The following is a 22,517-nucleotide window of genomic DNA, read 5'->3' on the forward strand; positions in this document are numbered from 1 at the left end:
ATCAAATGGCACGTTTCTTCCGTCGTCGTAAATTCTGCCGCTTCACCGCTGAAGACGTGAAAGAGATCGATTACAAAGATCTCAACACTCTGAAAGCCTACGTATCCGAGACCGGCAAAATCGTTCCAAGCCGTATCACCGGTACCAAAGCACGTTATCAGCGTCAGCTGGCCACCGCTATCAAGCGCGCCCGCTTCCTGGCCCTGCTGGCCTACACCGACAGCCACGGCCGCTGAGACCGGGCAGTCGACAAGTAGTAAGGGATTGAATGCATGCGCGCCTTAGCTGAGTTCATCATGCGCGGTCGTGTGCAGGCCACTCTGGTAGTGGCTGGAGCTGCAGTGTTGCCGTTGTTGTTTTGGTTGAGTGCCGCCGCGGTTTGCCTTGTGCTGCTGCGGCGCGGTTCGGACGCCTTGAGCGTCCTGGGTGTGGGAGTGTTGTCAGTGTTGGTGAGCTGGCACTTCCTGCAAGACCCAACGGCCCTTTTGGTGCTGCTCGGGACTTGCGGTCTGGCGTTGGTTTTACGCGCCGGTTACTCCTGGAATCGCGTGCTGCTGGCCAGCACGGCCGTGGGATTGTTGTGTGCGGTGAGTCTGGGAACCGTATTCGGTTCCTTCATCGAATCATTGGCGCAGACGTTTCAACACGTTATGCCGCTGGTGATGGGTGAGTCTTACGAGAAGCTCTCGGCAGACCAGAAAGCAGTTCTCGCTTCATTGACAGTTCCACTGATGATCATTTCGACGGCGGTTTCGTTGCAGGTCTTTAGTGTGTTGTGCCTGATTCTTGGGCGCTACTGGCAGGCGTTGTTGTATAACCCCGGTGGTTTCGGGCGCGAGTTTCGCGCAATCCGAATCCCCAAGCGCGTTGCGCTGTCACTGCTGGCCGTCATGTGTGTTGCTCCGCTTATCGGGTGGAACGCCTTGATCCTGTTGCCGCTGTGCAGTGTGCCGCTGTTCTTCGCTGGGCTGTCTTTGCTTCATGGACTGGTCGCGCAGAAAAAATTGGCCAGTTTCTGGCTGGTGGGGTTTTACGTCACTGTCTTGCCGCTCATGCACTTGATCGGTCCGTTATTCGTGGTCTTGGCCATTGTCGATAGCCTGATTGATATTCGCGGTCGTCTCGCGTCCAAAGACGCCGATAACGCGAACGGTGAAGGTTAAAAGTTAGAGGATTTTCACATGCAACTGATCCTTCTGGAAAAAGTCGCCAACCTGGGCAACCTGGGCGACAAAGTAAACGTTAAGGCCGGCTACGGTCGTAACTACCTGCTGCCATACGGCAAAGCCACCGCTGCAACCGCTGCCAACCTGGCTGCGTTTGAAGAGCGTCGTGCTGAGCTGGAAAAAGCAGCAGCAGACAAAAAAGCTTCGGCCGAAACTCGCGCTGCCCAACTGGCTGAGCTGGAAGTGACTATCACTGCCACCGCCGGTGACGAAGGCAAGCTGTTCGGTTCGATCGGCACCCACGACATCGCTGACGCACTGACCGCCTCCGGCGTTGAAGTTGCGAAAAGCGAAGTTCGTCTGCCGAACGGCACCATCCGCAACGTAGGCGAATTCGACGTAGCCGTGCATCTGCACGCTGAAGTTGAAGCCACCGTACGCGTTGTCGTGGTAGCAGCTTAAGCAACACCTAACTGACTGGCACCTCGCGTGCCAGGCGGTTAACATCGGGCACGATCCTGTTTACAGGTCGTGCCTTTTGTTTTTTTACACACCCCCTAATTCCAAGTGGCCATGAACGATATTTCAGCTCCTGAGCAATACGATCTGCAAACCGCTGCCCTGAAGGTGCCGCCGCATTCCATCGAGGCCGAACAGGCCGTGCTCGGTGGCTTGATGCTGGACAACAACGCCTGGGAACGCGTGCTGGATCAAGTCTCGGACGGTGATTTCTATCGGCATGACCACCGCTTGATCTTCCGCGCGATTGCCCGGCTGGCCGACCAGAACTCACCGATCGACGTGGTGACGCTGGCCGAGCAACTGGACAAGGAAGGCCAGACGTCACAAGTCGGCGGCCTGGGCTACCTGGGCGAGCTGGCGAAAAACACGCCGTCGGTTGCCAACATCAAGGCCTATGCGCAGATCGTCCGTGCGCGGGCCACGCTGCGGCAATTGATCGGTATCGCCACCGAGATCGCCGACAGTGCCTTCAACCCGGAAGGCCGCACGGCTGAAGAGATTCTCGACGAAGCCGAACGGCAGATTTTCCAGATCGCCGAAGCCCGCCCGAAAACCGGCGGTCCGGTCAGCGTCAACGACCTGTTGACCAAGGCCATCGACCGGATCGATACCCTGTTCAACACCGACAACGCCATCACCGGCCTGTCCACCGGCTACACCGACCTCGATGGCATGACCAGCGGCCTGCAACCGTCTGACCTGATCATCGTCGCCGGCCGTCCATCCATGGGTAAAACCACCTTTGCGATGAACCTGGTGGAGAACGCCGTACTGCGCAGCGACAAGGCCGTACTGGTCTACTCGCTGGAGATGCCAGGCGAATCGCTGATCATGCGGATGTTGTCGTCCCTGGGGCGTATCGACCAGACCAAGGTGCGTGCCGGTCGTCTGGAAGACGACGATTGGCCGCGCCTGACCTCGGCCGTCAACCTGCTCAACGACCGCAAGCTGTTTATCGATGACACCGCGGGTATCAGCCCCTCGGAAATGCGCGCACGTACCCGCCGCCTGGTGCGTGAGCACGGCGATATCGCCCTGATCATGATCGACTACCTGCAGTTGATGCAGATCCCGGGTTCCAGTGGCGACAGCCGCACCAACGAGATTTCCGAGATTTCCCGCTCGTTGAAAGCGTTGGCCAAGGAATTCAACTGCCCGGTGGTTGCCCTGTCGCAGCTCAACCGTTCCCTGGAGCAACGGCCGAACAAGCGCCCGATCAACTCCGACTTGCGGGAATCCGGAGCGATCGAGCAGGATGCTGACGTGATCATGTTCGTTTACCGCGACGAGGTGTATCACCCGGAAACCGAGCATAAGGGCATTGCTGAAATCATCATCGGTAAGCAGCGTAACGGCCCCATCGGCACCACGCGCCTGGCCTTTATCGGCAAATACACCCGTTTCGAAAACCTCGCGCCGGGCAGCTACAACTTCGACGACGAGTAAAAAGCCCTTTTCTAATTCCTACTGCAAAGGTCGGAATTGGTTAAAATTTGTGCTATATTCCGCGCCCGCGATTTTTCATCTCAACACCGGTCACCGTCATGCAAACAGCCAAGCCGTTATTTGACTATCCCAAGTACTGGGCCGAATGTTTCGGTCCTGCGCCATTCCTGCCGATGAGCAGGGAGGAGATGGATCAGCTTGGCTGGGATTCTTGCGACATCATCATCGTCACCGGTGATGCCTACGTTGACCATCCGTCGTTCGGCATGGCAATCATCGGCCGGCTGCTGGAGTCCCAGGGCTTCCGCGTCGGGATCATTGCCCAGCCCAACTGGCAGTCCAAAGACGACTTCATGAAGCTCGGCGAGCCGAACCTGTTCTTCGGCGTCGCGGCCGGCAACATGGACTCGATGATCAACCGCTACACCGCCGACAAAAAAATCCGCTCCGACGACGCCTACACCCCTGGCGGCATGGCCGGCAAACGCCCGGACCGCGCGAGCCTGGTGTACAGCCAGCGGTGCAAGGAAGCCTACAAGAACGTGCCGATTGTCCTCGGTGGCATCGAAGCGTCCCTGCGCCGCATCGCCCACTATGACTACTGGCAGGACCGGGTGCGCAACTCGATCTTGATCGACGCCACCGCCGACATCCTGCTGTACGGCAACGCCGAGCGGGCCATCGTCGAGGTGGCCCAGCGCCTGTCGTGGGGCCACAAGATCGAAGACATCACCGATGTGCGCGGCACCGCGTTCATTCGCCGTGATACGCCGGCGGGCTGGTACGAAGTGGACTCCACGCGTATCGACCGGCCGGGCAAGGTCGACAAGATCATCAACCCGTATGTGAACACCCAGGACACCCAGGCCTGCGCCATCGAGCAGGAAAAGGGCCCGGTCGATGACCCGGAAGAAGCCAAGGTCGTGCAGATATTGGCCAGCCCGCGCATGACCCGCGACAAGACCGTGATCCGCCTGCCATCGGTAGAAAAAGTCCGTGGCGACGCCGTGCTCTATGCCCACGCCAACCGCGTGTTGCACCTGGAAACCAACCCGGGCAATGCTCGTGCCCTGGTGCAGAAACACGGTGAAGTGGACGTGTGGTTCAACCCGCCGCCCATTCCGATGACCACCGAAGAAATGGACTACGTGTTTGGCATGCCTTACGCGCGTGTTCCGCATCCGGCGTATGGCAAGGAAAAAATCCCGGCCTACGACATGATCCGTTTCTCGGTGAACATCATGCGTGGCTGTTTCGGCGGCTGCACCTTCTGCTCGATCACCGAGCACGAAGGCCGGATCATCCAGAACCGCTCCGAAGAGTCGATCATTCGCGAAATCGAAGAAATCCGCGACAAGGTCCCGGGCTTCACTGGCGTGATTTCCGACCTCGGCGGCCCGACCGCGAACATGTATCGCATCGCCTGCAAGAGCCCGGAAATCGAATCCGCGTGCCGCAAGCCGTCGTGCGTGTTCCCTGGCATCTGCCCGAACCTGAACACTGACCACTCGTCGCTGATCCAGTTGTATCGCAGCGCCCGTGCGTTGCCCGGTGTGAAGAAGATCCTGATCGCCTCCGGCCTGCGCTACGACCTGGCCGTTGAGTCGCCGGAGTATGTGAAGGAACTGGTCACCCACCACGTCGGTGGTTACCTGAAGATCGCGCCGGAACACACCGAGGAAGGTCCGCTCAACCAGATGATGAAGCCGGGCATTGGCAGCTATGACAAGTTCAAGCGCATGTTCGAGAAGTACACCAAGGAAGCGGGCAAGGAACAGTATCTGATCCCGTACTTCATCGCTGCCCACCCCGGCACCACCGATGAAGACATGATGAACCTGGCCCTGTGGCTCAAGGGCAACGGCTTCCGCGCCGACCAGGTGCAGGCGTTCTACCCGTCGCCGATGGCCACCGCCACCGCGATGTACCACTCGGGCAAGAACCCGCTGCGCAAGGTCACCTACAAGAGCGACTCGGTGACCATCGTCAAGAGCGAAGAACAGCGCCGCCTGCACAAAGCGTTCCTGCGCTATCACGACCCGAAAGGCTGGCCGATGCTGCGTGAAGCGCTGACCCGCATGGGCCGCGCCGACCTGATCGGGCCGGGCAAGGATCAACTGATCCCGTTGCACCAGCCGACCACCGACAGCTACCAGAGTGCGCGTCGCAAAAACTCGACGCCGGCCGGCAGCCACAAGGTCGCCAAGGAAACCACCACCAAGATCCTCACCCAACACACCGGCCTGCCACCCCGTGGCAGCGACGGCAGCAACCCGTGGGACAAGCGCGAACAAGCCAAGGCTGCGGCCATGGTGCGCAACAAGCAGGCCGCCAAGGAACGCACCGATGCGGCCAAGGGCAAAGGCAAGAAGCCTGCGCGCAAGCCAGTCGTACCGCGTTGATCGCAGCCTGAAGATGCAAAACGCCAGCCTCGTGCTGGCGTTTTGCTTTCTAGCCGGTGGGGAGCCTGTTTGTTAAGGTGGCGCCCACTAAATCGCCATCGGGAGCAAGTCGCACCGCCCCTCCCATATTTGACCGAGTTCTAGAATGAGAATGCGATCAAATGTGGGAGGGGGCTTGCCCCCGATCGCGTCAGTCCAGTCCCCAACTTTTCAAGGAAGAACACCCCCATGAGCAACCCCCTGCTCAACATCGGCATGGACTCCAACCGCTCGCAGTTCATGGCGCGCCAGCGCATCGAGAGTGAAGTCAACCTGCCCCGGTTGTTTGCCATCATCGACGCCGACCCTGGCATCGTCGGCGCGGGCGTGGTGTATATCGACGCCGACTTCAACGTCGTGACCCTGCGCGAGTTCAAGCCGATCTGCAGCATTCGACCCAAGCGCATCATTGTGCGCGAAGCGCAGAAATACATCGCCCCGGCACAGTTCGCCGACCAAGTGCTGAACAACCCGCGCGAATCGCGATTGGTGAGTGAAGCCTTCAACACCACCTTGTCCTGCGGCGGCGCGGTCATTGGCTGGCTGGTGGTGTTGAGCGGCACCATCGCCATCCCGTTTACCGCCGGCGCCAGCACGGTCGTGACGGCCATCGGCTATACCGCCGCCTCGGCCAGCACCGTGTCGTGCCTGGTCGGTGGGTTCCGTACACGCAACGAAATCGTCAACCCGGCGATGAACGATTACCTGGATAACGAAGAGTGGTACCAAGCGGCGACCAAAATCCTCGACGGTGCCGCCTTGGTCGGCGTGGGCGCATCGGCGCTGACGACAGTCAAGCTGGTCAACGTCACCCGCGCGGCCACTGGCAAAAGCATGCGTCAGGTGCTGAAAGGTCTGAACGGGCAGGAGCGTGAGAAACTCACCAAAGAGCTGCTGAAAGTGGCGGACCCGCAAATGTCGAACAAGATGCGCAAGCTGCTGCAACTGAGCGGCGAGTTGCCCAAACGCTTTACGCCGACCCAGCTCAAGCACGCCACCTACGTCCAATTGGGCGATGCCTTCAGTGCGGGGCTGAGCGTCTGGGGCTTGAAGCGTTCGGATAACTACAAACAGGCCAAGACCTTCGCGATTGGCTTGTACGAAGAGGCCGAGTGATGAATGGTATTCCGTCGTTGAAACCGTTTTTGCTGGAACATTTTCCCGCGTTCATCGGCGTGATTCTCGCCGGTTGTCTCGGCGGTTCGGCGGCGATTTCCCTGGCGGCCAGCACCTATTTTGCCGACGTGCCCATGGCAACCAATGCCACTGTGTCCTGGTTCGTGGTGATAGCTGCTGCACTGTTCGTGGCCAACAGCAACTTCCTGGTGGTGCGCGGCCGAGCCTGGGCCGTGTGGGGGATGGTGGCGTTTTTTGCGGCGTGTCTGCTGGTGGTCCTGCCAACGCTGCACTACCGGCCGCACTGGTTTATCTACAGTGAAAGCCTGTTCTGGCCATTGCTCGGGTTGCTGCTGATCAACAGTAAGGGGTATCGGTCGATGGTGAGCAAGTTGGTCGAAGTGCGGCGGTTGCGGGAGGCGGCCAAGGCCGGGCTGTAGCCTCGGCGCGCGGTTTCAGACTTTGACGTTCTGGCGAATGTTCCAGCCGTATTTGACGGCGCCGCCGTCCTTGCCGCCGTCGGATTTTTGCGGCTGGTAGCTGACTTCGACCGTGGCGAAGTTCAGGGCTATCACCTCAGTCAGTACGTCGCTGCTGGTCACCGCGTCGGTTTGGTAGGACGTGACCATGACTTCCTTCAACGTGATCACCAGATACTCCACGGCACTGCTGCCGCCGGCCTTGCGCACCACTAACCGCGCCTCCGGGTAATGCTTGCCGGTGGAGCAGGCCATCATCAGGTTGGGTGAAGACTTGTCCATGACCTTGGAGATGGACAGGTTTTCAATATTGACCTTGCCGGCACCGCCGCCGCTACCGGTATGCATGGAACCGGTCTGGGACATGCCCCAGCCCCATCGGCTGATCTCGATTTCGTCGCGATGGGCCTGGTCTTTGGACTCGCCCTTGATGTCCCCCAACTTCAAAAACATGTCAGTTGCCATTGTCGCTCCCTGTTTTGGTGTGCGCCGGAAGTGGCGTGGGGCGTACTTTTTCTTATTCGGGATATGGCTTACAAGGTGCTGCATCACGATCAGGAAGTGCCTGTCCAGATAAAGCGAAACTTCTGACATTTTTCGGGGGGAGGCAGTCTTTACCCTCTGCGCTCTTGTGAACCTCAGGAGTAAAGGGATGACTTCCAGCGTATTCAGAGACGGTTTCCTCAGTTCCAATTACATGACGCGGCAGTGGTTGGAAAACAGTATTGATCTGCGCAAGTTATTTGCGGCGATTGATGCTGATCCGGCCATCGTCGGTGCCGGCGTGGTGTACCTCGACGCGCAGCTAAGGATAGTTGTGCTGCGTGAATTTCAGCCGATTTGCAGTATCGCGCCGAAGAATGTGATTTTGCGCGAGGCGCCCAGCTATGTCGGGCGGGTGGAGTTCGCTCGGCAACTGGCGAATGAACCGCGAGACTCGCAGGTGGCGTTTGAGGCGGTGAATACGGGGTTGGCGTGTACTTCGGCGGTGATTAGTTGGTTGGTGATAGCGGGTGGGTTAGGGTTGAGTCCGTTTACGTTTGGGACTACCGGCGTAGCGGCTGCGATTAGCGTCGTAGGCGCGTCAGCCAGCACTGCTCAATGCTGGATTGGCATTCGCCGGACTAGAAATGAAATTAATGACCCTGCCCTTAACGACGCCATGGACAGCGATCAATGGCATCAGGCCTTAATGGCCGGGCTGGATGCGGCTTCGTTGTTAAGCGCTGGTACAGCAGCAATGTCGACAATCCGACTCGTCAATACGCTTAAAAAGACAACGGGGAAAAACACGCACCAGGTACTCAAAGGCTTGAATCGGCAAGAACGGGTAAAGCTCACTAAGGAGTTACTGAGCATCAACCATCCGGAGATGACTCGAAAAATGATCAAACTCAAACAACTGGCTGGAGATATGCCCAAGCGCTACACCTCGGCAGAAGTAAGAAATGGGACCATCTTGCAGATGCTCGATGCCCTTGGCGCGGCGTTGGGAGTTGCTGGCAGCGTGCGGTCCGGGAACATCCGGATTATAGCGGTTGGGCTGTATGAGGATATATCAGAGTGAGACTTCTCGGACGGAAACCTCTCATACCGATACGCCCTTTTCTTTTGCGCTACTTTCCTGTGTTTATCGGCGTAATTTTTTCGAGTCTTTTCGGCACTGCTACTCTTGTCGTGCTGGTGGAAAACTATTATTTCCCATCGTTAACGAATGCTGCTGCTGAAAATATCGGGAGGGTGTTAGCTCTCTTTATCACGCTCTGCAATTTCATGATCGCCTACGGGCGACCTAAGTGGGTCTGGGGCATGTATGGCCTTTTCATCGCCTGCCTGTTGGTTGCTGTGCCAGGTTTTCATTTTTCACCGAACCCCTTCGTTTACGCTGAGTGCTTCTTTTGGCCGGTACTCGGCCTGCTGCTACTTCGCAGCAAACGCCACCGGGAAATGCGTGCCAAATGCGTAGAACTTCGCCATATGCGCGGGAAGGTAATGGTGGCCATTGAAAAGCGGCGTAAACACGAGCGCGCAATAATCAGAATAAAGAAATCGAGGTAATGAGTGAGACTTCTCGGACGGAAACCTCTCATACCGATACGCCCTTTTCTTTTGCGCTACTTTCCTGTGTTTATCGGCGTAATTTTTTCGGGTATTTTCGGCGGTGCCACTCTTGTCGTGCTGGTGGAAAACTATTATTTACCATCGTTATCGAACGCTGCGGCTGAAAATGCCTGCGTGGCGTTAGCTCTCTTTATCACCCTCTGCAATTTCATGATCGCCTCCGGGCGCCCGAAATGGGCCTGGGGCATGTATGGCCTTTTCATCGCCTGCCTGTTGGTCGCTGTGCCAGGTTTTCATTTTTCACCGAACCCATTCATTTACGCCGAATGCTTCTTTTGGCCGGTACTCGGCCTGCTGCTGCTTCGCAGCAAACGCCACCGGGAAATGCGTGCCAAATGCGTAGAACTTCGCCACATGCGCGGAAAGGTAATGGTTGCCATTGAAAAACGGCGCAAACACGAGCGCGCAATAATCAGAATAAAAAAACCGAGGTGATTCCCCACCCAGCCCCCACCAAACCGATACCGCCCCACCCACTCCCTGCCACAAATATGTGCAGCTCTTGCACCATCGCACCAACGTTGGCGCCGTTTTGGTGCTGTACTGCACCGGGTCTTACGATAAAGCGCAATGACCGCCGCTCTGGCATAAGTCTTGCGCGCGTTGTGTCCATGCCCTGGCTCGCAGGAGGCCGCCGTGTCGATTCATGTCGCGTTGCACCACGTTACGCATTACCGCTACGACCGCGCTGTCGAACTCGGCCCACAGATCGTGCGTTTGCGCCCGGCGGCCCATAGCCGCACGCGGATTTTGTCCTACGCACTGAAAGTGCTGCCCGAGCAGCATTTCATCAATTGGCAGCAGGACCCCCAGGGCAATTACCTGGCGCGCCTGGTGTTCCCGGAAAAGACTGACGAACTGCGTATCGAAGTCGACCTGGTCGCCGAGATGGCGGTGTTCAACCCGTTCGATTTTTTCCTTGAGCCCTACGCGGAAAAAATCCCGTTCCGCTACGCCGCCGACGAGCAGCGCGAGTTGGCGCCGTACCTGGAAACCTTGCCGCTGACGCCGAAGTTCGCCGCTTACCTGGCGGGTATCGACCGCACGCCGCTGCCGGCCGTGGATTTTCTGGTGGGCCTCAACCAGCGCCTGGCCGCCGATATCGGTTACCTGATCCGCATGGAACCCGGCGTGCAGACCCCGGAATTCACCCTGGAAAATGCCTCCGGCTCGTGCCGCGATTCGGCTTGGCTGCTGGTGCAATTGCTGCGCAACCTGGGGCTGGCGGCGCGGTTTGTCTCCGGTTATCTGATCCAGCTCACCGCCGACGTCAAAGCCCTCGATGGCCCGTCCGGCACCGAGGTGGACTTCACCGACCTGCACGCCTGGTGCGAAGTGTATTTGCCCGGCGCCGGCTGGATCGGCCTGGATGCCACCTCCGGGTTGTTCGCCGGTGAAGGCCATATTCCGTTGGCCTGTAGTCCCGATCCATCGTCTGCCGCGCCGATCAGTGGCCTGGTGGAGCCGTGCGAGTGCGAATTCACCCACGAGATGTCGGTAGAGCGCATCTGGGAAGCGCCACGGGTGACCAAGCCCTACACCGAAGAACAATGGCTGGCGATTCAGGCCCTGGGTCGGCAGATCGATAGCGACCTGCTGGCGGACGACGTGCGCCTGACCATGGGCGGCGAGCCGACCTTCGTCTCCATCGACGACCCCGACGGCGCCGAGTGGAACACCGCTGCCCTGGGGCCGGACAAGCGTCGCCTGTCGGCCGAGCTGTTCCAGCGCATGCGCAAACACTACGCGCCCAAAGGTCTGGTGCATTTCGGCCAGGGCAAGTGGTACCCCGGCGAGCAACTGCCGCGCTGGTCGCTCAATTGTTACTGGCGCCGCGACGGCGAGCCGATTTGGCACAACAGCGCGTTGATCGCCGATGAGCAACAGGACTACGGCGCTGATGGCGTATTGGCCGGGCGTTTCCTGGCCAGCGTTGCCGAGCGCCTGAAGCTGCCGGCGCGGTTTGTATTCCCGGCCTTTGAGGACAACTTCTACTACCTGTGGCGCGAAGGCGCGCTGCCGCAAAACGTCACCGCCCTCGACCCGCGCCTGAGCGATGAGTTGGAACGCGAGCGCCTGCGCAAAGTGTTCAGCCAGGGCCTGGATAAAATCATCGGCCAGGTGCTGCCGCTGGCGCGCACTGCCGCCAATGACCGCTGGCAGAGTGGGCGCTGGTACCTGCGCGACAATCACTGCCGACTGGTGCCGGGGGATTCGCCGCTGGGTTATCGCCTGCCGCTGGCCTCGCAGCCCTGGGTGACGGCGGCGGAATACCCGTTTGTCCATCCGACCGACCCCAATCAGGACTTGCCCGAGCTGCCGAGCACAGCGCAATTGCAACGCCATGGCGAACCGGCGCCGAGCGCCGAACGCCTGCCGAAGATCGACGAGTCCGCCGACTGGCTGACCCGCACCGCGCTGTGCGCCGAAGCGCGCGAAGGCCGCCTGTATCTGTTCATGCCGCCGCTGGAGCGCGTCGAGGACTACCTGGAGCTGGTGGCCGCCATCGAAGCCACCGCTGAAGAACTGCACTGCCCGGTGCTGCTGGAGGGCTACGAGCCGCCGGCGGATTACCGTCTGAGCAACTTCCGGGTCACGCCCGACCCTGGTGTGATCGAGGTCAACGTGCAGCCGTCCGCCACCTGGGACGAGTTGGTGGAGCGCACCGAGTTCCTCTACGAAGAGGCGCGGCAAACCCGCCTGACCACCGAAAAGTTCATGATCGACGGGCGCCACACCGGCACCGGCGGCGGTAACCACTTCGTGCTGGGCGGCGCGACACCCAAGGACTCACCGTTCCTGCGGCGCCCCGATCTGCTGCGCAGCTTGATCAGCTACTGGCACAACCATCCGTCGTTGTCCTACCTGTTTTCCGGCTTGTTCATCGGCCCGACGTCCCAGGCGCCCAGGGTCGATGAAGCCCGTAACGATGCGCTGTATGAGCTGGAAATCGCCTTCGCGCAAATGCCCGCGCCTGGCGAAGAATGCCCGCCGTGGTTGGTCGACCGGCTGTTGCGCAATCTGCTGATCGACGTGACCGGCAACACCCATCGCGCCGAATTTTGCGTCGACAAGCTCTACTCCCCCGATGGCGCCACCGGGCGCCTGGGCCTGCTGGAGTTGCGCGCCTTTGAAATGCCGCCCCATGCACGCATGAGCCTGACCCAGCAATTGCTGCTGCGCGCGTTGGTGGCACGCTTCTGGCGCGAGCCGTATGCGCCGCCGAAACTGGCGCGCTGGGGCACCGAGTTGCATGACCGCTTCCTGTTGCCGCACTTCATCGAGCAGGATTTTGCCGATGTGATCGTCGAACTCAACGCCGCCGGCTACCCGCTGCGCGCCGAATGGTTTGCCGCGCACCTGGAATTCCGCTTTCCCAAAGTCGGCGACTACGCCGTCAGCGGCATTGAACTGGAACTGCGCCAGGCCCTGGAGCCCTGGCATGTGCTGGGCGAGGAGGGCGCGGTCGGCGGCACGGTGCGCTATGTGGATTCGTCCCTGGAGCGTCTGCAGGTGAAATTGAGCGGGCTGCCGCCGCAGCGCTATTTGCTGACCTGCAACGGTATCCCGGTGCCGCTGCAACCGACCGGGCGCATCGGCGAGTTCGTCGCCGGCGTGCGGTATCGCGCCTGGCAGCCGGCCAACTGTCTGCAACCGACCATTGCCGTGCATGCGCCGTTGGTGTTCGATCTGCTCGACACCTGGATGCAGCGCTCCCTGGGCGGTTGCCAGTATCATGTGGCGCATCCGGGCGGGCGGAACTACGACAGCCTGCCAGTGAACGCCAATGAAGCCGAGAGCCGGCGCATGGCGCGGTTTTTCCGCCTGGGGCATAGCCCGGGCAAGCTGCCTGTGCCGACCGTCGTGATCAATGACGAATTGCCGATGACTTTGGATTTGCGACGCTTCCCCAATAAAAATGACTGAATGCAAGCCAAAATGTGGGAGGGAGCTTGCTCCCGATTGCGATGAATCAGCCGATACATGAGTTGACTGACCCACCGCCATCGGGAGCAAGTCGAATCGTCGCACCGCCCCTCCCACATTGGATAGCGGTGAATTTAAGTTAACCTGAGCCCCCTTGCCCCTGCCGAGCGTTCCATGTCCGACTTGCTCGACCGTTACCCGCTGACCGCGGGCACTTATCACGAACTGCTGGACGATAGCGGCGCGGTGCGTGCCCATTGGCAGCGCCTGCTCGACCACCTGCAACGCAGCACCCCTGCGCAACTGGCCCAGCGCCAGGCGTTGCTGACCCGGCAGATCCAGGAAAACGGCGTGACCTACAACGTCTACGCCGATCCCAAGGGCGCTGATCGCCCGTGGGAACTGGACCTGCTGCCCCACGTGCTGGCGGCCGATGAATGGCAGCACTTGTCGGCCGGCATCGCCCAGCGTGCGCGGCTGCTCAACGCGGTGCTGGCGGATCTTTACGGCCCGCAACGCTTGATCAAGGAAGGCTTGCTGCCGGCCGAACTGGTGTTCGGGCATAACAACTTCCTCTGGCCGTGCCAGGGCATCCAGCCGCCCGACGGCGCGTTTTTGCACCTGTATGCCGTCGATTTGGCGCGCACTCCGGATGGCCGCTGGTGGGTCACCGCCGACCGCACCCAGGCGCCGTCCGGCGCCGGTTATGCGCTGGAAAACCGCACCATCGTGTCGCGTGCCTTTCCGGATCTATACCGCGACCTGCAGGTGCAGCACCTCACCGGTTTCTTCCGCACCCTGCAGGAAACCCTGGCACGCCAGGCGCCCAGCGATGAGCAACCGCCATTGATCGTGCTGCTCACGCCCGGGCGTTTCAACGAAAGCTATTTCGAACACCTGTACCTCGCCCGCCAGCTTGGCTACCCGCTGGTGGAAGGCGGCGACCTCACGGTGCGCGACAGCACGGTGTTCCTGAAAACCCTCAGCGGCCTGCGCCGGGTACACGCGATCATGCGCCGCCTGGACGACGATTTCTGCGACCCCCTCGAACTGCGCACCGACTCGGCCCTCGGCGTGCCCGGCCTGCTCGACGCCGCGCGCCAAGGCAACGTGCTGGTGGCCAATGCCCTGGGTAGCGGTGTGCTGGAATCCCCCGGCCTGTTGGGCTTTCTGCCGAAGATCAACGAGTTTTTGTTTGGCGAAGAACTGATCCTGCCGTCCATTGCAACGTGGTGGTGCGGCGAAGCGCCGGTGCTTGCCGAAGCCCTGGAGAAACTGCCCGAGCTGCTGATCAAGCCGGCATTCCCTTCGCAGAGTTTTAATCCGATCTTCGGTCGCGACCTGGATGACGAACAACGCCAGGCCCTGGCCGAGCGCATGCGCGCACGGCCTTACGCGTATGTCGCCCAGGAGCTGGCGCAGCTGTCCCAGGCGCCGGTGTGGCACACCGTCGAGGATCACCTGCAACACCGCGCCATCGGCATGCGCGTCTACGCCGTGGCCAGCGCCGACGGTTACCGGGTATTGCCCGGCGGCCTGACCCGTGTGGCTGCCGAGGCCGATGCCGAAGTGGTGTCGATGCAACGCGGCGGCGCAAGCAAGGACACCTGGGTGCTCGGCGAACGCGCTGCCGGCGGCGAGCAGTGGCGCGCGCAACGGCCGATCGGCGCCCATGACCTGGTGCGCCGCGATCCTTATCTGCCGTCGCGGGTGGTGGAAAACCTGTTTTGGTTTGGCCGGTATTGCGAGCGCTGCGATGACAGCGCGCGCTGGCTGCGCATTGTGTTGGCGCGCTATGTCGACGGTGACGATCCGCTGGCATTGCAGGCGGCGGTCGAGCTGGGCGAAAGCCTGCGCCTGCTGCCGGAGGAGGGCGAGCTGCCCGAGCGCCTGCTCGCGGCCTTGCTCGGCGACGACTGGCCGTCGAGCCTGCGCGCCAACCTGCAGCGCTTGCAGTGGGCCGCGTCCCAGGTGCGCGGCAAGTTGTCCCGGGAGAACTGGCAGGCCCTGGTGGAGCTGCAACGCGAAGCCATTGAGCTGGAAAGCGAAACCCCGGACTTTGGCGAGTTGCTGGACTTCCTCAACCGCCTGGTGATGTCCTTGGCGGCGCTGTCCGGGTTTGCCCTGGACGACATGACCCGCGACGAAGGCTGGCGCTTTCTGATGATGGGCCGGCGCATCGAGCGCCTGCAGTTCCTCAGCAGCAGCCTCGCGGCGTTCCTGCGTGGCGTGGCGGTGTTCGATCAAGCCGGGCTGGAGTGGCTGCTGGAACTGGGCAACAGCAGCATTACCTACCGCTCGCGCTACCTGGCGGTGCCGCAGCTGATTCCGGTGCTCGACCTGTTGTTGCTGGATGAGCAGAACCCCCACGCCGTGCTGTTCCAGTTGAAGCTGGTGAGCCGCACCTTGCGTCGCCTCAACGATGATTTCGGTGTGCCCCGGGAAACCGGCCTGGCGCCTTTGGTCGAGCGTCTTGCGCGGTTCGACCTGGGTTGCCTGGAAAACTCGCTGTTTGGCGAGGCCAGCGTGCGTGCCGCGTTGGACGGCCTGGCCGACCTGCTGCAAGCGGTCGCCGATGAGAGCGGGCAAGTGTCGGATCGCCTGGCCTTGCGCCATTTTGCCCATGTGGATGATGTCAGTCAGCGAACGGTGTCGGTGTGATGAGTGCGCGCTATCAGATTTTTCACGATACCCATTACCACTACGACAGCCCGGTGTCCCTGGCCCAGCAGTTGGCGCATCTGTGGCCACGGCCATGCGCCTGGCAGCGTTGCACCTCGCAGCAGTTGGATATCAGCCCGTTGCCGTCGTCGCGCCGCGATGAACTGGACGTGTTCGGCAACCCGATCACCCGCCTGGCGTTCGAGCGGCCCCATGATGAGTTGTTGGTGAATGCCGGGCTGACCGTGGAAGTGCTGGCGCGGCCGCTGCTGGATTTCCAACAGTCGCTGGCCTGGGACCAGACCCGTGACAGCCTGACCTACAGCAGCCAGCCGCTGTCACCGGCGTTGATCGAAGCCTGCCGCTTTCGCTTCGAATCGCCCTACGTGCATTTGAAGAAAACCTTCGTCGATTTCTCCGAAAGCTGTTTCCCGCCGGGCCGTCCGCTGTTGTTGGGCGCCCAGGCATTGATGGAAAAAATCTTCGGCGAATTCACCTTCGATGCCGAAGCCACCCAAGTCGCCACGCCGCTGGTGGAAGTGCTCGAGCGCCGACGCGGCGTGTGCCAGGACTTCGCTCACCTGATGCTCGCCTGCCTGCGCTCACGGGGCCTGGCGGCGCGCTATATCAGCGGCTACCTGCTGACCCAGCCGCCGCCCGGCCAGCCACGGATGATCGGCGCCGATGCGTCCCATGCGTGGATTTCGGTGTATTGCCCGGTGCTGGGCTGGGTGGACTTTGATCCGACCAACAATGTGCAGCCGGCACTGGAACACATCACCCTGGCCTGGGGCCGGGACTTCTCCGATGTTTCGCCGTTGCGCGGGGTGATTCTGGGGGGAGGGAGCCATGACCCGGAAGTGCGGGTGACGGTGATGCCGCTCTTGTAGGAGCGAGCTTGCTCGCGAAAAAACCGAGGGCGCCGCGTTGAACCAGGCACCCCGCGTTATCGTTAACGCACTTCGCGAGCCAGCTCGCTCCTACAGTGATGCTTACTCGGCCGGGTCTTTCGGTGTTTCGGTGTCGTCGGTTGCCGCTTCGCCTTCCGCATCCGGGTTCAGTGCGCCGGCCTCTTCATCTGCAGCAGCTTTCTTGCGTTGCAGCTTTTCCTCTTTCTTCTGTTCCTTGGCCAAGTCTCTTTGACGTTTGGCGAAGGAGTAATTAGGTTTGGCCATGGGCGATCCTCTAGGGTCGAAGGTGAGGGTGGGCGGCGCGCAGCTGCCTTGGGTCGCTATGGTAGCAGCTTCGCGGCGCGCTTGGCCTTCACTTACCGCAGGCGTATGCGGCCAACAGACCGCTGAATAGTTGATTGAGGTGCATGATCCGGACTCCAGTGGGTGATGGACCGATCATAGGCGCGGTGTGGCACTTTGGTTGGTTGATTGTGTCGATAAGTCTGATAGCCTAAAGTTGTATACAATTTGTTGATTCAGGTCATAAGAATTTCTGCCTGTCTCAGGCACGCTTGTCGCAATACGCGTTTTTAAAACCCTGCCTTGGAGATTCACATGTTTGCCAAACTCGTTGCTGTTTCCCTGCTGACTCTGGCAAGTGGCCAGTTGCTTGCTGCAGAGTGCAAGGTCACCGTCGACTCTACCGACCAGATGTCCTACAACACCAAGGAAATCGTGATCGACAAGAGCTGCAAGACGTTCACCGTCGAGCTGACTCACTCCGGCAGCTTGCCGAAAAACGTCATGGGTCATAACTGGGTACTGGCCAGCGCCGCCGACATGCAACCGGTTGCGACCGATGGCATGGCTGCTGGCCTCGACAAGAACTACCTGAAAGAAGGCGACGAGCGCATCATCGCCCACACCAAGGTGATTGGTGCTGGCGAGAAAGATTCGGTGAGCTTTGATGTGTCCAAGCTGAAAGCGGGCACTGACTATGCGTTCTTCTGCTCGTTCCCAGGCCACATCTCGATGATGAAAGGCACTGTGGTCGTCAAGTAAGACCGCATTATCGTTCATCGGGGGCAAGCCCCCTCCCACAGGTTGGAATGCGTTTCAAATGTGGGAGGGGCGGTGCGACGATTCGACTTGCCCCCGATGGCTACCTCACAATCAACACAACACTATCTGGTTCACCTCACGGCGCAAACGGCATCACCCGCTTGTGCTCGGTCTTGCGATACGTCTCGCAAATGATCCTGAACGCTTCCTCCCGCACCGGCTCGCCGTGCAGGAACGCATCAATCTCGGCATAGGTCACGCCATGTGACGCCTCGTCCGGCTTGCCCGGCGAGAGGTCTTCCAGGTCGGCAGTCGGGACCTTCTCCACCAGCGACTCCGGCGCCCCAAAGTTCCGCGCAATCGCCCGCACCTGATTCTTCACCAGCCCGCTCAACGGTGCCAGATCGCAGGCGCCATCGCCGAATTTGGTGAAAAAGCCCATCACCGCTTCCGCCGCATGGTCGGTGCCGATCACCAGACCACTGGCCGCGCCGGCGATGGTGTACTGCGCGACCATGCGCATGCGCGCCTTGGTGTTGCCCAGCACAAAATCACGCGATACCGCAGCCTTGCCTTCAAACGCCGCCACTTCATTGGCCAGGGATTTCACCGCCGGGCCGATGTTCACGGTGTGGCGCTCGTCCGGTTCGATAAAGTCCACCGAGGCCTGGGCGTCGATTTCATCGAACTGGGTTTCGTAGGGCAGGCGCACGGCGATAAAGCGGTAGCCTTCGTCGCCGGTACTGGAGCGCAGTTCCTGCATGGCGCGTTGGGCCAGCAGGCCTGCGGTCAGGGAGTCGACGCCACCGCTGATGCCTAACACCAATGTCTTGAGCCCTGAATTGCGCAGGCAGTCCTGGATAAAGGTCACGCGCCGGGCGATTTCGGACTCAAGGGCGGCCTGGTCTTTGAACGGTGCTTGAACCTTGAGCTGCTGCGCAATCTCACGCTGTACGGCTTGCATGATTCACTCCTTGCTGGAAAGGGCAGGTACTTTGAAAACGTGTCGCAAATAGGCGACGAAATTCGGGTCGGTGCAGTGGGTCTTGCCCGCTTCATCGGAGATCTTCGCGACGGGCTGGCCATTGCAGGCCGTCATTTTAAGCACAATGCTCATCGGTTCCACACCTGGAATATCGCAGGTCAGGTTGGTGCCGATGCCGAAGCTCACATTGATCCGACCGCGCAGCGCCCGGAATATTTCCAGGGACTTGGGCAGCGACAGGCTGTCGGAGAACACCAGGGTCTTGCTCATCGGCTCGATGCCCAGCTTGTGGTAGTGGGCGATGGCTTTTTCCGCCCATTGCACCGGGTCGCCGGAGTCGTGGCGCAGGCCGTCGAACAGCTTGGCGAAGTACAAGTCGAAGTCGCCGAGGAAGGCATCGGTGGTGATGCAATCGGTCAGGGCGATACCCAGCAGGCCGCGGTATTCGCGGACCCAGCAATCGAGGGCGGCGATCTGGCTGTCGATCAGGCGCGGGCCGAGTTGCTGGTGGGCCATGATCCATTCATGGGCCATGGTGCCCAGCGGTTTCATATCGAACTCGCGGGCCAGATGGACGTTGCTGGTGCCGACAAACCGGCCGGGGAAATCGTGCTTGAGCACGCTCACCACTTCTTCCTGCACGCGGTAGGAGAAGCGTCGGCGCGTGCCGAAGTCCGCCACCTGCAGCTCGGCGAGCTCGTCGCTGCTGGCGTTCGCGGTCAGCCAGTCGAACTTGCGGTACAACTGCTCGCGGGCCTGTTCGAGGGTCACGGACTGGTAGCGATAGCGGTTACGCACTTCGCTGATGATCGCGAGCATCGGCACTTCAAACAGGATCACATGCAGCCACGGCCCGCGCAGTCGGATAAACAGCTCGCCGTTTTCGATGCCGGTGTGGACATAGCGCAGGTTGAAGCGGAACAAGCCGAGGAAACGCAAAAAATCCGGTTTCATGAAGCTGATGCGCTCCAGGAAACTCAGTTGGTCCGCGCTCAGGCTCAACTCGGCGAGGCGCTCGAACTGGTAACGGATCTCCGCCAGGTACGGGCGCAGGTCTTCACTGTTGCGGCAACGGAACTCCCATTCAACTTCCACATTGGGGTAGTTGTGCAGCACCGCCTGCATCATGGTCAGCTTGTAGAAGTCGGTGTCGAGCAGGTTCTGCACGATTCGATCGGCAAACACACTCTCGCTCATAACGGGAATCTCCAGACGGGACGGCGATGGGCGCCGACCTTTACGCACAATTAGGGAAGGGGGGTAGTGGCGCATAGACCTGTGGGTTTTTGCCAGTGATTTTTTCAGTGAGGCCACTGGCCTCATCGGGGGCAAGCCCCCTCCCACAGGTTGGAATGCGTTTCAAATGTGGGAGGGGGCTTGCCCCGGTACAGACCGGAGACATCCTTTACGTTTGAAACCGGAGACATCGTTTACATGTATTAATCATGGCCAGGAGGTAACTGGCCATGTCATGGAATCGAGAGTCCCCGATGGATCAAAAAGTCAGATTGATAGGCGACTGGCTGTCCGGCGCCTATTCAAAACGTCAACTGGCATTGAGCTACGGCATTAGTCGACCGACCTTGGACAAGTGGCTGCAACGGTATGCCACTGCTGGCCTGGACGGGCTCAAGGACGCCTCACGCCGTCCACTCTCAAGCCCTTTTCAAACGTGCGATGCGCATATTGCTGCTCTAATCGAGCTCAAGCATCAACACCATGACTGGGGCCCCAAAAAGCTGGTCAAGGTCCTTTCCAATCGCTATCCGGAATGTCATTGGCCGGCACCCAGCACGGCAGGGGAATGGCTCAAACGAGCGGGACTGGTTCAAGAGCGGCGCAAGCGCAATCGCCCGCCTACCGGCCCCGTCAAACTTCGCCCGGCAGATCTCCCCAATCAAACGTGGGCCGCTGACTTCAAAGGCGACTTTTTAATGGCGGATGGCCGACGCTGTTACCCGCTGACACTCACGGATCAGGCCAGCAGATTCATATTGTTGTGTCGTGCGCAGCCCAGTGTGGCTGGGGCCCGCGAGGGTTTTGACTGGGCTTTTCGCGAGTACGGTCTGCCTGATGTCATCCGGACTGACAACGGTTCACCCTTCGCCTCAACCGGTCTCAGCAGGCTCTCGAGTCTGGCCGTCTGGTGGATACGACTGGGTATCTACCCAGAGCGTATTCAGCCGGGGCGACCCGATCAGAACGGGCGGCATGAGCGTATGCATCGCTCACTCAAGGCCGCGTTACTGAAGACGCCAGAAGCCAATATGGTGCAGCAGCAGTTGGCGTTTGAACGATTTCGACAGGAATTCAATCATGATCGGCCGCACGAGGCGTTAGACATGAAGGTGCCGAACGATCTGTACGATAAATCGCCAAGGATCTATACAGGCTGGGTACCTCCTGCCGAATATGGAGCGGATATGGAGGTACGCAAGGTCAGAACAGACGGGTCAATGAAGTGGAGGGGCAGGATGATCTTTTTGAGTGAGTCACTGGTAGGAGAGTCCGTTGGACTGCGAGAAGTGGACGACAACGTGTGGGACATGTACCTATGTAACTATCCACTGGGTAGGCTAGACAGCGGTGCAAGCCGGCTATCCAGCACCCAGAAACGTAAAGGATGTCCCCGGTCTCGTTTGTAAAGGATGTCTCCGTCCGTACACCCCGATAGCGGTATTCCAGGCACTAAATAACCTGCTCCATCATCCACTTCACAAACTCCCGCACCTTGGGCACTTCCGCCGAATGCTCGGGGTACGCCAGGTAATACGCATCCTGGCTCGGCATCGCATGCTGCCAGGGGATCACCAACTTACCGTCGGCCAGTTCCTCCTCCACCAGGAACCGCGGCAACAGCGCCACGCCACAGCCCACCTGCGCTGCACGAATGCACATATAAAAGGTGTCGAAGCGCGGCCCGTGATAACTGTGCTCGGTGTGAAACCCCTGGTCGGCGAACCAGTCGTGCCAGCCCTGGGGTCGCGAGGCGTTTTGCAGCAGCACCAGGTTGCTCAGTTGCGTGGGGTCGGTGAACGGCTGCGCGGGCAGGCTTTCCGGGGCGCACACCGGGATCAGTTCTTCGCTGAACAGTTTCAGGCTCTCGGTGCCGGGGCGTGAGCCTTGGCCGAAGTAGAACGCCATATCGGCCTTGCCTTGCAGCAACTCGTCCGGTTCCTGTTCGTTGCACAGGTCCAGGTGGATCTGCGGGTGACGCAAGCGCCAGCCCTTGAGGCGCGGCACCAGCCAGCGGGCGCCGAAGGTGTAGGGCGTGGACACGCGTAATACTTCGGTCTCGCCGCCGTAGGAGCGCAGGTAATGGGTGGACATCTCCACCTGCGTGAGGATTTTGCGCACTTCCACCAGATACAAATTGCCCGCAGGGGTCATTTGCAAACGTCGGCGTACCCGGCGAAACAGCAGGTGCTGCAGCAGTTCTTCCAACTGCGCCACCTGTTTGCTCACCGCGCTTTGCGTGAGGTTCAGCTCCTCGGCGGCGCGGGTGAAGCTCAGGTGGCGGGTGGCGGCTTCGAAACACTGCAGGGCGGTGATCGAGGGCAAATGTCTTTTGTTCAGCACGGCATGCCTCTTTTTATGCTTTGCATGAATAAACGGAATGATATCTCGCCTAATCGTCGTTTGTTGGCAAGTCTTGGGCCAGCTACAAATAAGACTTGGATCGCCGTGCGGGCTGCGGC

Annotated in this window: 20 protein-coding genes; 15 read left to right on the forward strand and 5 right to left on the reverse strand. The window is 60.2% G+C overall.

Going from position 1 to position 22,517, the window contains the following annotated elements; all coding sequences use genetic code 11:
- Window positions 1–5 precede the first annotated feature (5 nt).
- The 7 genes from rpsR to J2Y83_RS02085 all read left to right on the forward strand — a co-directional run bounded on the left by rpsR (window position 6) and on the right by J2Y83_RS02085 (window position 7,131).
- Window positions 6–236, forward strand: a complete 231-nt coding sequence (rpsR, locus tag J2Y83_RS02055) for a 30S ribosomal protein S18 (protein WP_002551829.1) — start codon at window positions 6–8, stop codon at window positions 234–236.
- Between the two features lie 36 nt (window positions 237–272).
- On the forward strand, window positions 273–1,163 hold the full coding sequence (locus J2Y83_RS02060) for a hypothetical protein (protein WP_253393116.1): 891 nt from the start codon (window positions 273–275) through the stop codon (window positions 1,161–1,163).
- Between the two features lie 18 nt (window positions 1,164–1,181).
- On the forward strand, window positions 1,182–1,628 hold the full coding sequence (gene rplI, locus J2Y83_RS02065; protein WP_010563337.1) for a 50S ribosomal protein L9: 447 nt from the start codon (window positions 1,182–1,184) through the stop codon (window positions 1,626–1,628).
- A 111-nt stretch (window positions 1,629–1,739) separates the two neighbouring features.
- Window positions 1,740–3,134 (forward strand): replicative DNA helicase, encoded by a 1,395-nt coding sequence (dnaB, locus tag J2Y83_RS02070; protein WP_253393118.1) that lies wholly within the window; start codon window positions 1,740–1,742, stop codon window positions 3,132–3,134.
- Between the two features lie 98 nt (window positions 3,135–3,232).
- On the forward strand, window positions 3,233–5,536 hold the full coding sequence (locus J2Y83_RS02075; protein ID WP_253393120.1) for a YgiQ family radical SAM protein: 2,304 nt from the start codon (window positions 3,233–3,235) through the stop codon (window positions 5,534–5,536).
- A 228-nt stretch (window positions 5,537–5,764) separates the two neighbouring features.
- Window positions 5,765–6,691, forward strand: a complete 927-nt coding sequence (locus J2Y83_RS02080; RefSeq protein ID WP_253393122.1) for an NAD synthetase — start codon at window positions 5,765–5,767, stop codon at window positions 6,689–6,691.
- Window positions 6,691–7,131 carry a hypothetical protein gene (locus J2Y83_RS02085; protein ID WP_253393124.1) on the forward strand — a complete coding sequence of 147 codons (441 nt, stop codon included), beginning with the start codon at window positions 6,691–6,693 and terminating at the stop codon, window positions 7,129–7,131. The genes J2Y83_RS02080 and J2Y83_RS02085 overlap by 1 nt, the downstream gene beginning before the upstream one ends.
- Before the next feature lie 15 nt (window positions 7,132–7,146).
- Here J2Y83_RS02085 and J2Y83_RS02090 read toward each other — a convergent pair whose 3' ends face one another.
- Entirely contained in the window at window positions 7,147–7,635 is a 489-nt protein-coding gene (locus tag J2Y83_RS02090) for an Hcp family type VI secretion system effector (RefSeq protein WP_253393126.1), read from the reverse strand.
- 187 nt (window positions 7,636–7,822) lie between these two features.
- On the opposite strand from J2Y83_RS02090, the gene J2Y83_RS02095 reads away from it, so the two are divergent.
- From J2Y83_RS02095 to J2Y83_RS02120, 6 genes are all read left to right on the forward strand, one after another.
- Window positions 7,823–8,737 carry an NAD synthetase gene (locus J2Y83_RS02095; protein ID WP_253393128.1) on the forward strand — a complete coding sequence of 305 codons (915 nt, stop codon included), beginning with the start codon at window positions 7,823–7,825 and terminating at the stop codon, window positions 8,735–8,737.
- Complete coding sequence (locus J2Y83_RS02100; RefSeq protein ID WP_253393129.1) at window positions 8,734–9,228, forward strand: hypothetical protein; 495 nt, start codon at window positions 8,734–8,736, stop codon at window positions 9,226–9,228. Before J2Y83_RS02095 ends, J2Y83_RS02100 begins: the two co-directional genes overlap by 4 nt.
- A gap of 3 nt (window positions 9,229–9,231) precedes the next feature.
- Window positions 9,232–9,726 (forward strand): hypothetical protein, encoded by a 495-nt coding sequence (locus J2Y83_RS02105; protein WP_253393131.1) that lies wholly within the window; start codon window positions 9,232–9,234, stop codon window positions 9,724–9,726.
- Between the two features lie 201 nt (window positions 9,727–9,927).
- Window positions 9,928–13,218 carry a DUF2126 domain-containing protein gene (locus J2Y83_RS02110; RefSeq protein ID WP_253393133.1) on the forward strand — a complete coding sequence of 1,097 codons (3,291 nt, stop codon included), beginning with the start codon at window positions 9,928–9,930 and terminating at the stop codon, window positions 13,216–13,218.
- Between the two features lie 174 nt (window positions 13,219–13,392).
- A complete protein-coding gene (locus J2Y83_RS02115) occupies window positions 13,393–15,879 on the forward strand; it encodes a circularly permuted type 2 ATP-grasp protein (protein ID WP_253393135.1) in 2,487 nt (828 codons plus the stop codon).
- Complete coding sequence (locus J2Y83_RS02120; protein ID WP_253393144.1) at window positions 15,879–16,769, forward strand: transglutaminase family protein; 891 nt, start codon at window positions 15,879–15,881, stop codon at window positions 16,767–16,769. Before J2Y83_RS02115 ends, J2Y83_RS02120 begins: the two co-directional genes overlap by 1 nt.
- A gap of 102 nt (window positions 16,770–16,871) precedes the next feature.
- Here J2Y83_RS02120 and J2Y83_RS02125 read toward each other — a convergent pair whose 3' ends face one another.
- Window positions 16,872–17,054 (reverse strand): DUF3510 domain-containing protein, encoded by a 183-nt coding sequence (locus J2Y83_RS02125; RefSeq protein ID WP_253393146.1) that lies wholly within the window; start codon window positions 17,052–17,054, stop codon window positions 16,872–16,874.
- Window positions 17,055–17,387: 333 nt separating this feature from the next.
- Between J2Y83_RS02125 and azu the strand changes: the two genes are divergently transcribed.
- Entirely contained in the window at window positions 17,388–17,834 is a 447-nt protein-coding gene (gene azu, locus J2Y83_RS02130) for an azurin (protein ID WP_253393147.1), read from the forward strand.
- 136 nt (window positions 17,835–17,970) lie between these two features.
- On the opposite strand, the gene nadE is transcribed toward azu, so the two are convergent.
- Both nadE and pncB read right to left on the reverse strand, forming a co-directional pair.
- Window positions 17,971–18,798: an ammonia-dependent NAD(+) synthetase gene (gene nadE, locus J2Y83_RS02135; protein ID WP_253393149.1), complete on the reverse strand. Its 828-nt coding sequence runs from the start codon at window positions 18,796–18,798 to the stop codon at window positions 17,971–17,973.
- A 3-nt stretch (window positions 18,799–18,801) separates the two neighbouring features.
- Window positions 18,802–20,016 carry a nicotinate phosphoribosyltransferase gene (gene pncB, locus J2Y83_RS02140; RefSeq protein ID WP_253393151.1) on the reverse strand — a complete coding sequence of 405 codons (1,215 nt, stop codon included), beginning with the start codon at window positions 20,014–20,016 and terminating at the stop codon, window positions 18,802–18,804.
- Window positions 20,017–20,285: 269 nt separating this feature from the next.
- Here pncB and J2Y83_RS02145 point away from each other — a divergent pair, with 269 nt between their 5' ends.
- The gene (locus tag J2Y83_RS02145; RefSeq protein WP_425262813.1) at window positions 20,286–21,464 is read left to right on the forward strand and encodes an integrase core domain-containing protein; all 1,179 of its coding nucleotides are present in this window, start codon (window positions 20,286–20,288) and stop codon (window positions 21,462–21,464) included.
- A 43-nt stretch (window positions 21,465–21,507) separates the two neighbouring features.
- On the opposite strand, the gene J2Y83_RS02150 is transcribed toward J2Y83_RS02145, so the two are convergent.
- The gene (locus tag J2Y83_RS02150; protein ID WP_253393152.1) at window positions 21,508–22,398 is read right to left on the reverse strand and encodes a LysR family transcriptional regulator; all 891 of its coding nucleotides are present in this window, start codon (window positions 22,396–22,398) and stop codon (window positions 21,508–21,510) included.
- Between the last annotated feature and the right edge of the window lie 119 nt (window positions 22,399–22,517).

The organism is Pseudomonas marginalis, from assembly GCF_024169655.1.
Taxonomy (GTDB): Bacteria; Pseudomonadota; Gammaproteobacteria; order Pseudomonadales; family Pseudomonadaceae; genus Aquipseudomonas; species Aquipseudomonas paraveronii.

Coding starts and splice junctions, on each gene's coding strand:
- rpsR (WP_002551829.1), top strand. CDS start 6: ATGGCACGTTTCTTCCGTCGTCGTAAATTCTGCCGCTTCACCGCTGAA.
- J2Y83_RS02060 (WP_253393116.1), top strand. CDS start 273: ATGCGCGCCTTAGCTGAGTTCATCATGCGCGGTCGTGTGCAGGCCACT.
- rplI (WP_010563337.1), top strand. CDS start 1,182: ATGCAACTGATCCTTCTGGAAAAAGTCGCCAACCTGGGCAACCTGGGC.
- dnaB (WP_253393118.1), top strand. CDS start 1,740: ATGAACGATATTTCAGCTCCTGAGCAATACGATCTGCAAACCGCTGCC.
- J2Y83_RS02075 (WP_253393120.1), top strand. CDS start 3,233: ATGCAAACAGCCAAGCCGTTATTTGACTATCCCAAGTACTGGGCCGAA.
- J2Y83_RS02080 (WP_253393122.1), top strand. CDS start 5,765: ATGAGCAACCCCCTGCTCAACATCGGCATGGACTCCAACCGCTCGCAG.
- J2Y83_RS02085 (WP_253393124.1), top strand. CDS start 6,691: ATGAATGGTATTCCGTCGTTGAAACCGTTTTTGCTGGAACATTTTCCC.
- J2Y83_RS02090 (WP_253393126.1), bottom strand. CDS start 7,635: ATGGCAACTGACATGTTTTTGAAGTTGGGGGACATCAAGGGCGAGTCC.
- J2Y83_RS02095 (WP_253393128.1), top strand. CDS start 7,823: ATGACTTCCAGCGTATTCAGAGACGGTTTCCTCAGTTCCAATTACATG.
- J2Y83_RS02115 (WP_253393135.1), top strand. CDS start 13,393: ATGTCCGACTTGCTCGACCGTTACCCGCTGACCGCGGGCACTTATCAC.
- J2Y83_RS02120 (WP_253393144.1), top strand. CDS start 15,879: ATGAGTGCGCGCTATCAGATTTTTCACGATACCCATTACCACTACGAC.
- J2Y83_RS02125 (WP_253393146.1), bottom strand. CDS start 17,054: ATGGCCAAACCTAATTACTCCTTCGCCAAACGTCAAAGAGACTTGGCC.
- azu (WP_253393147.1), top strand. CDS start 17,388: ATGTTTGCCAAACTCGTTGCTGTTTCCCTGCTGACTCTGGCAAGTGGC.
- nadE (WP_253393149.1), bottom strand. CDS start 18,798: ATGCAAGCCGTACAGCGTGAGATTGCGCAGCAGCTCAAGGTTCAAGCA.
- pncB (WP_253393151.1), bottom strand. CDS start 20,016: ATGAGCGAGAGTGTGTTTGCCGATCGAATCGTGCAGAACCTGCTCGAC.
- J2Y83_RS02145 (WP_425262813.1), top strand. CDS start 20,286: ATGTCATGGAATCGAGAGTCCCCGATGGATCAAAAAGTCAGATTGATA.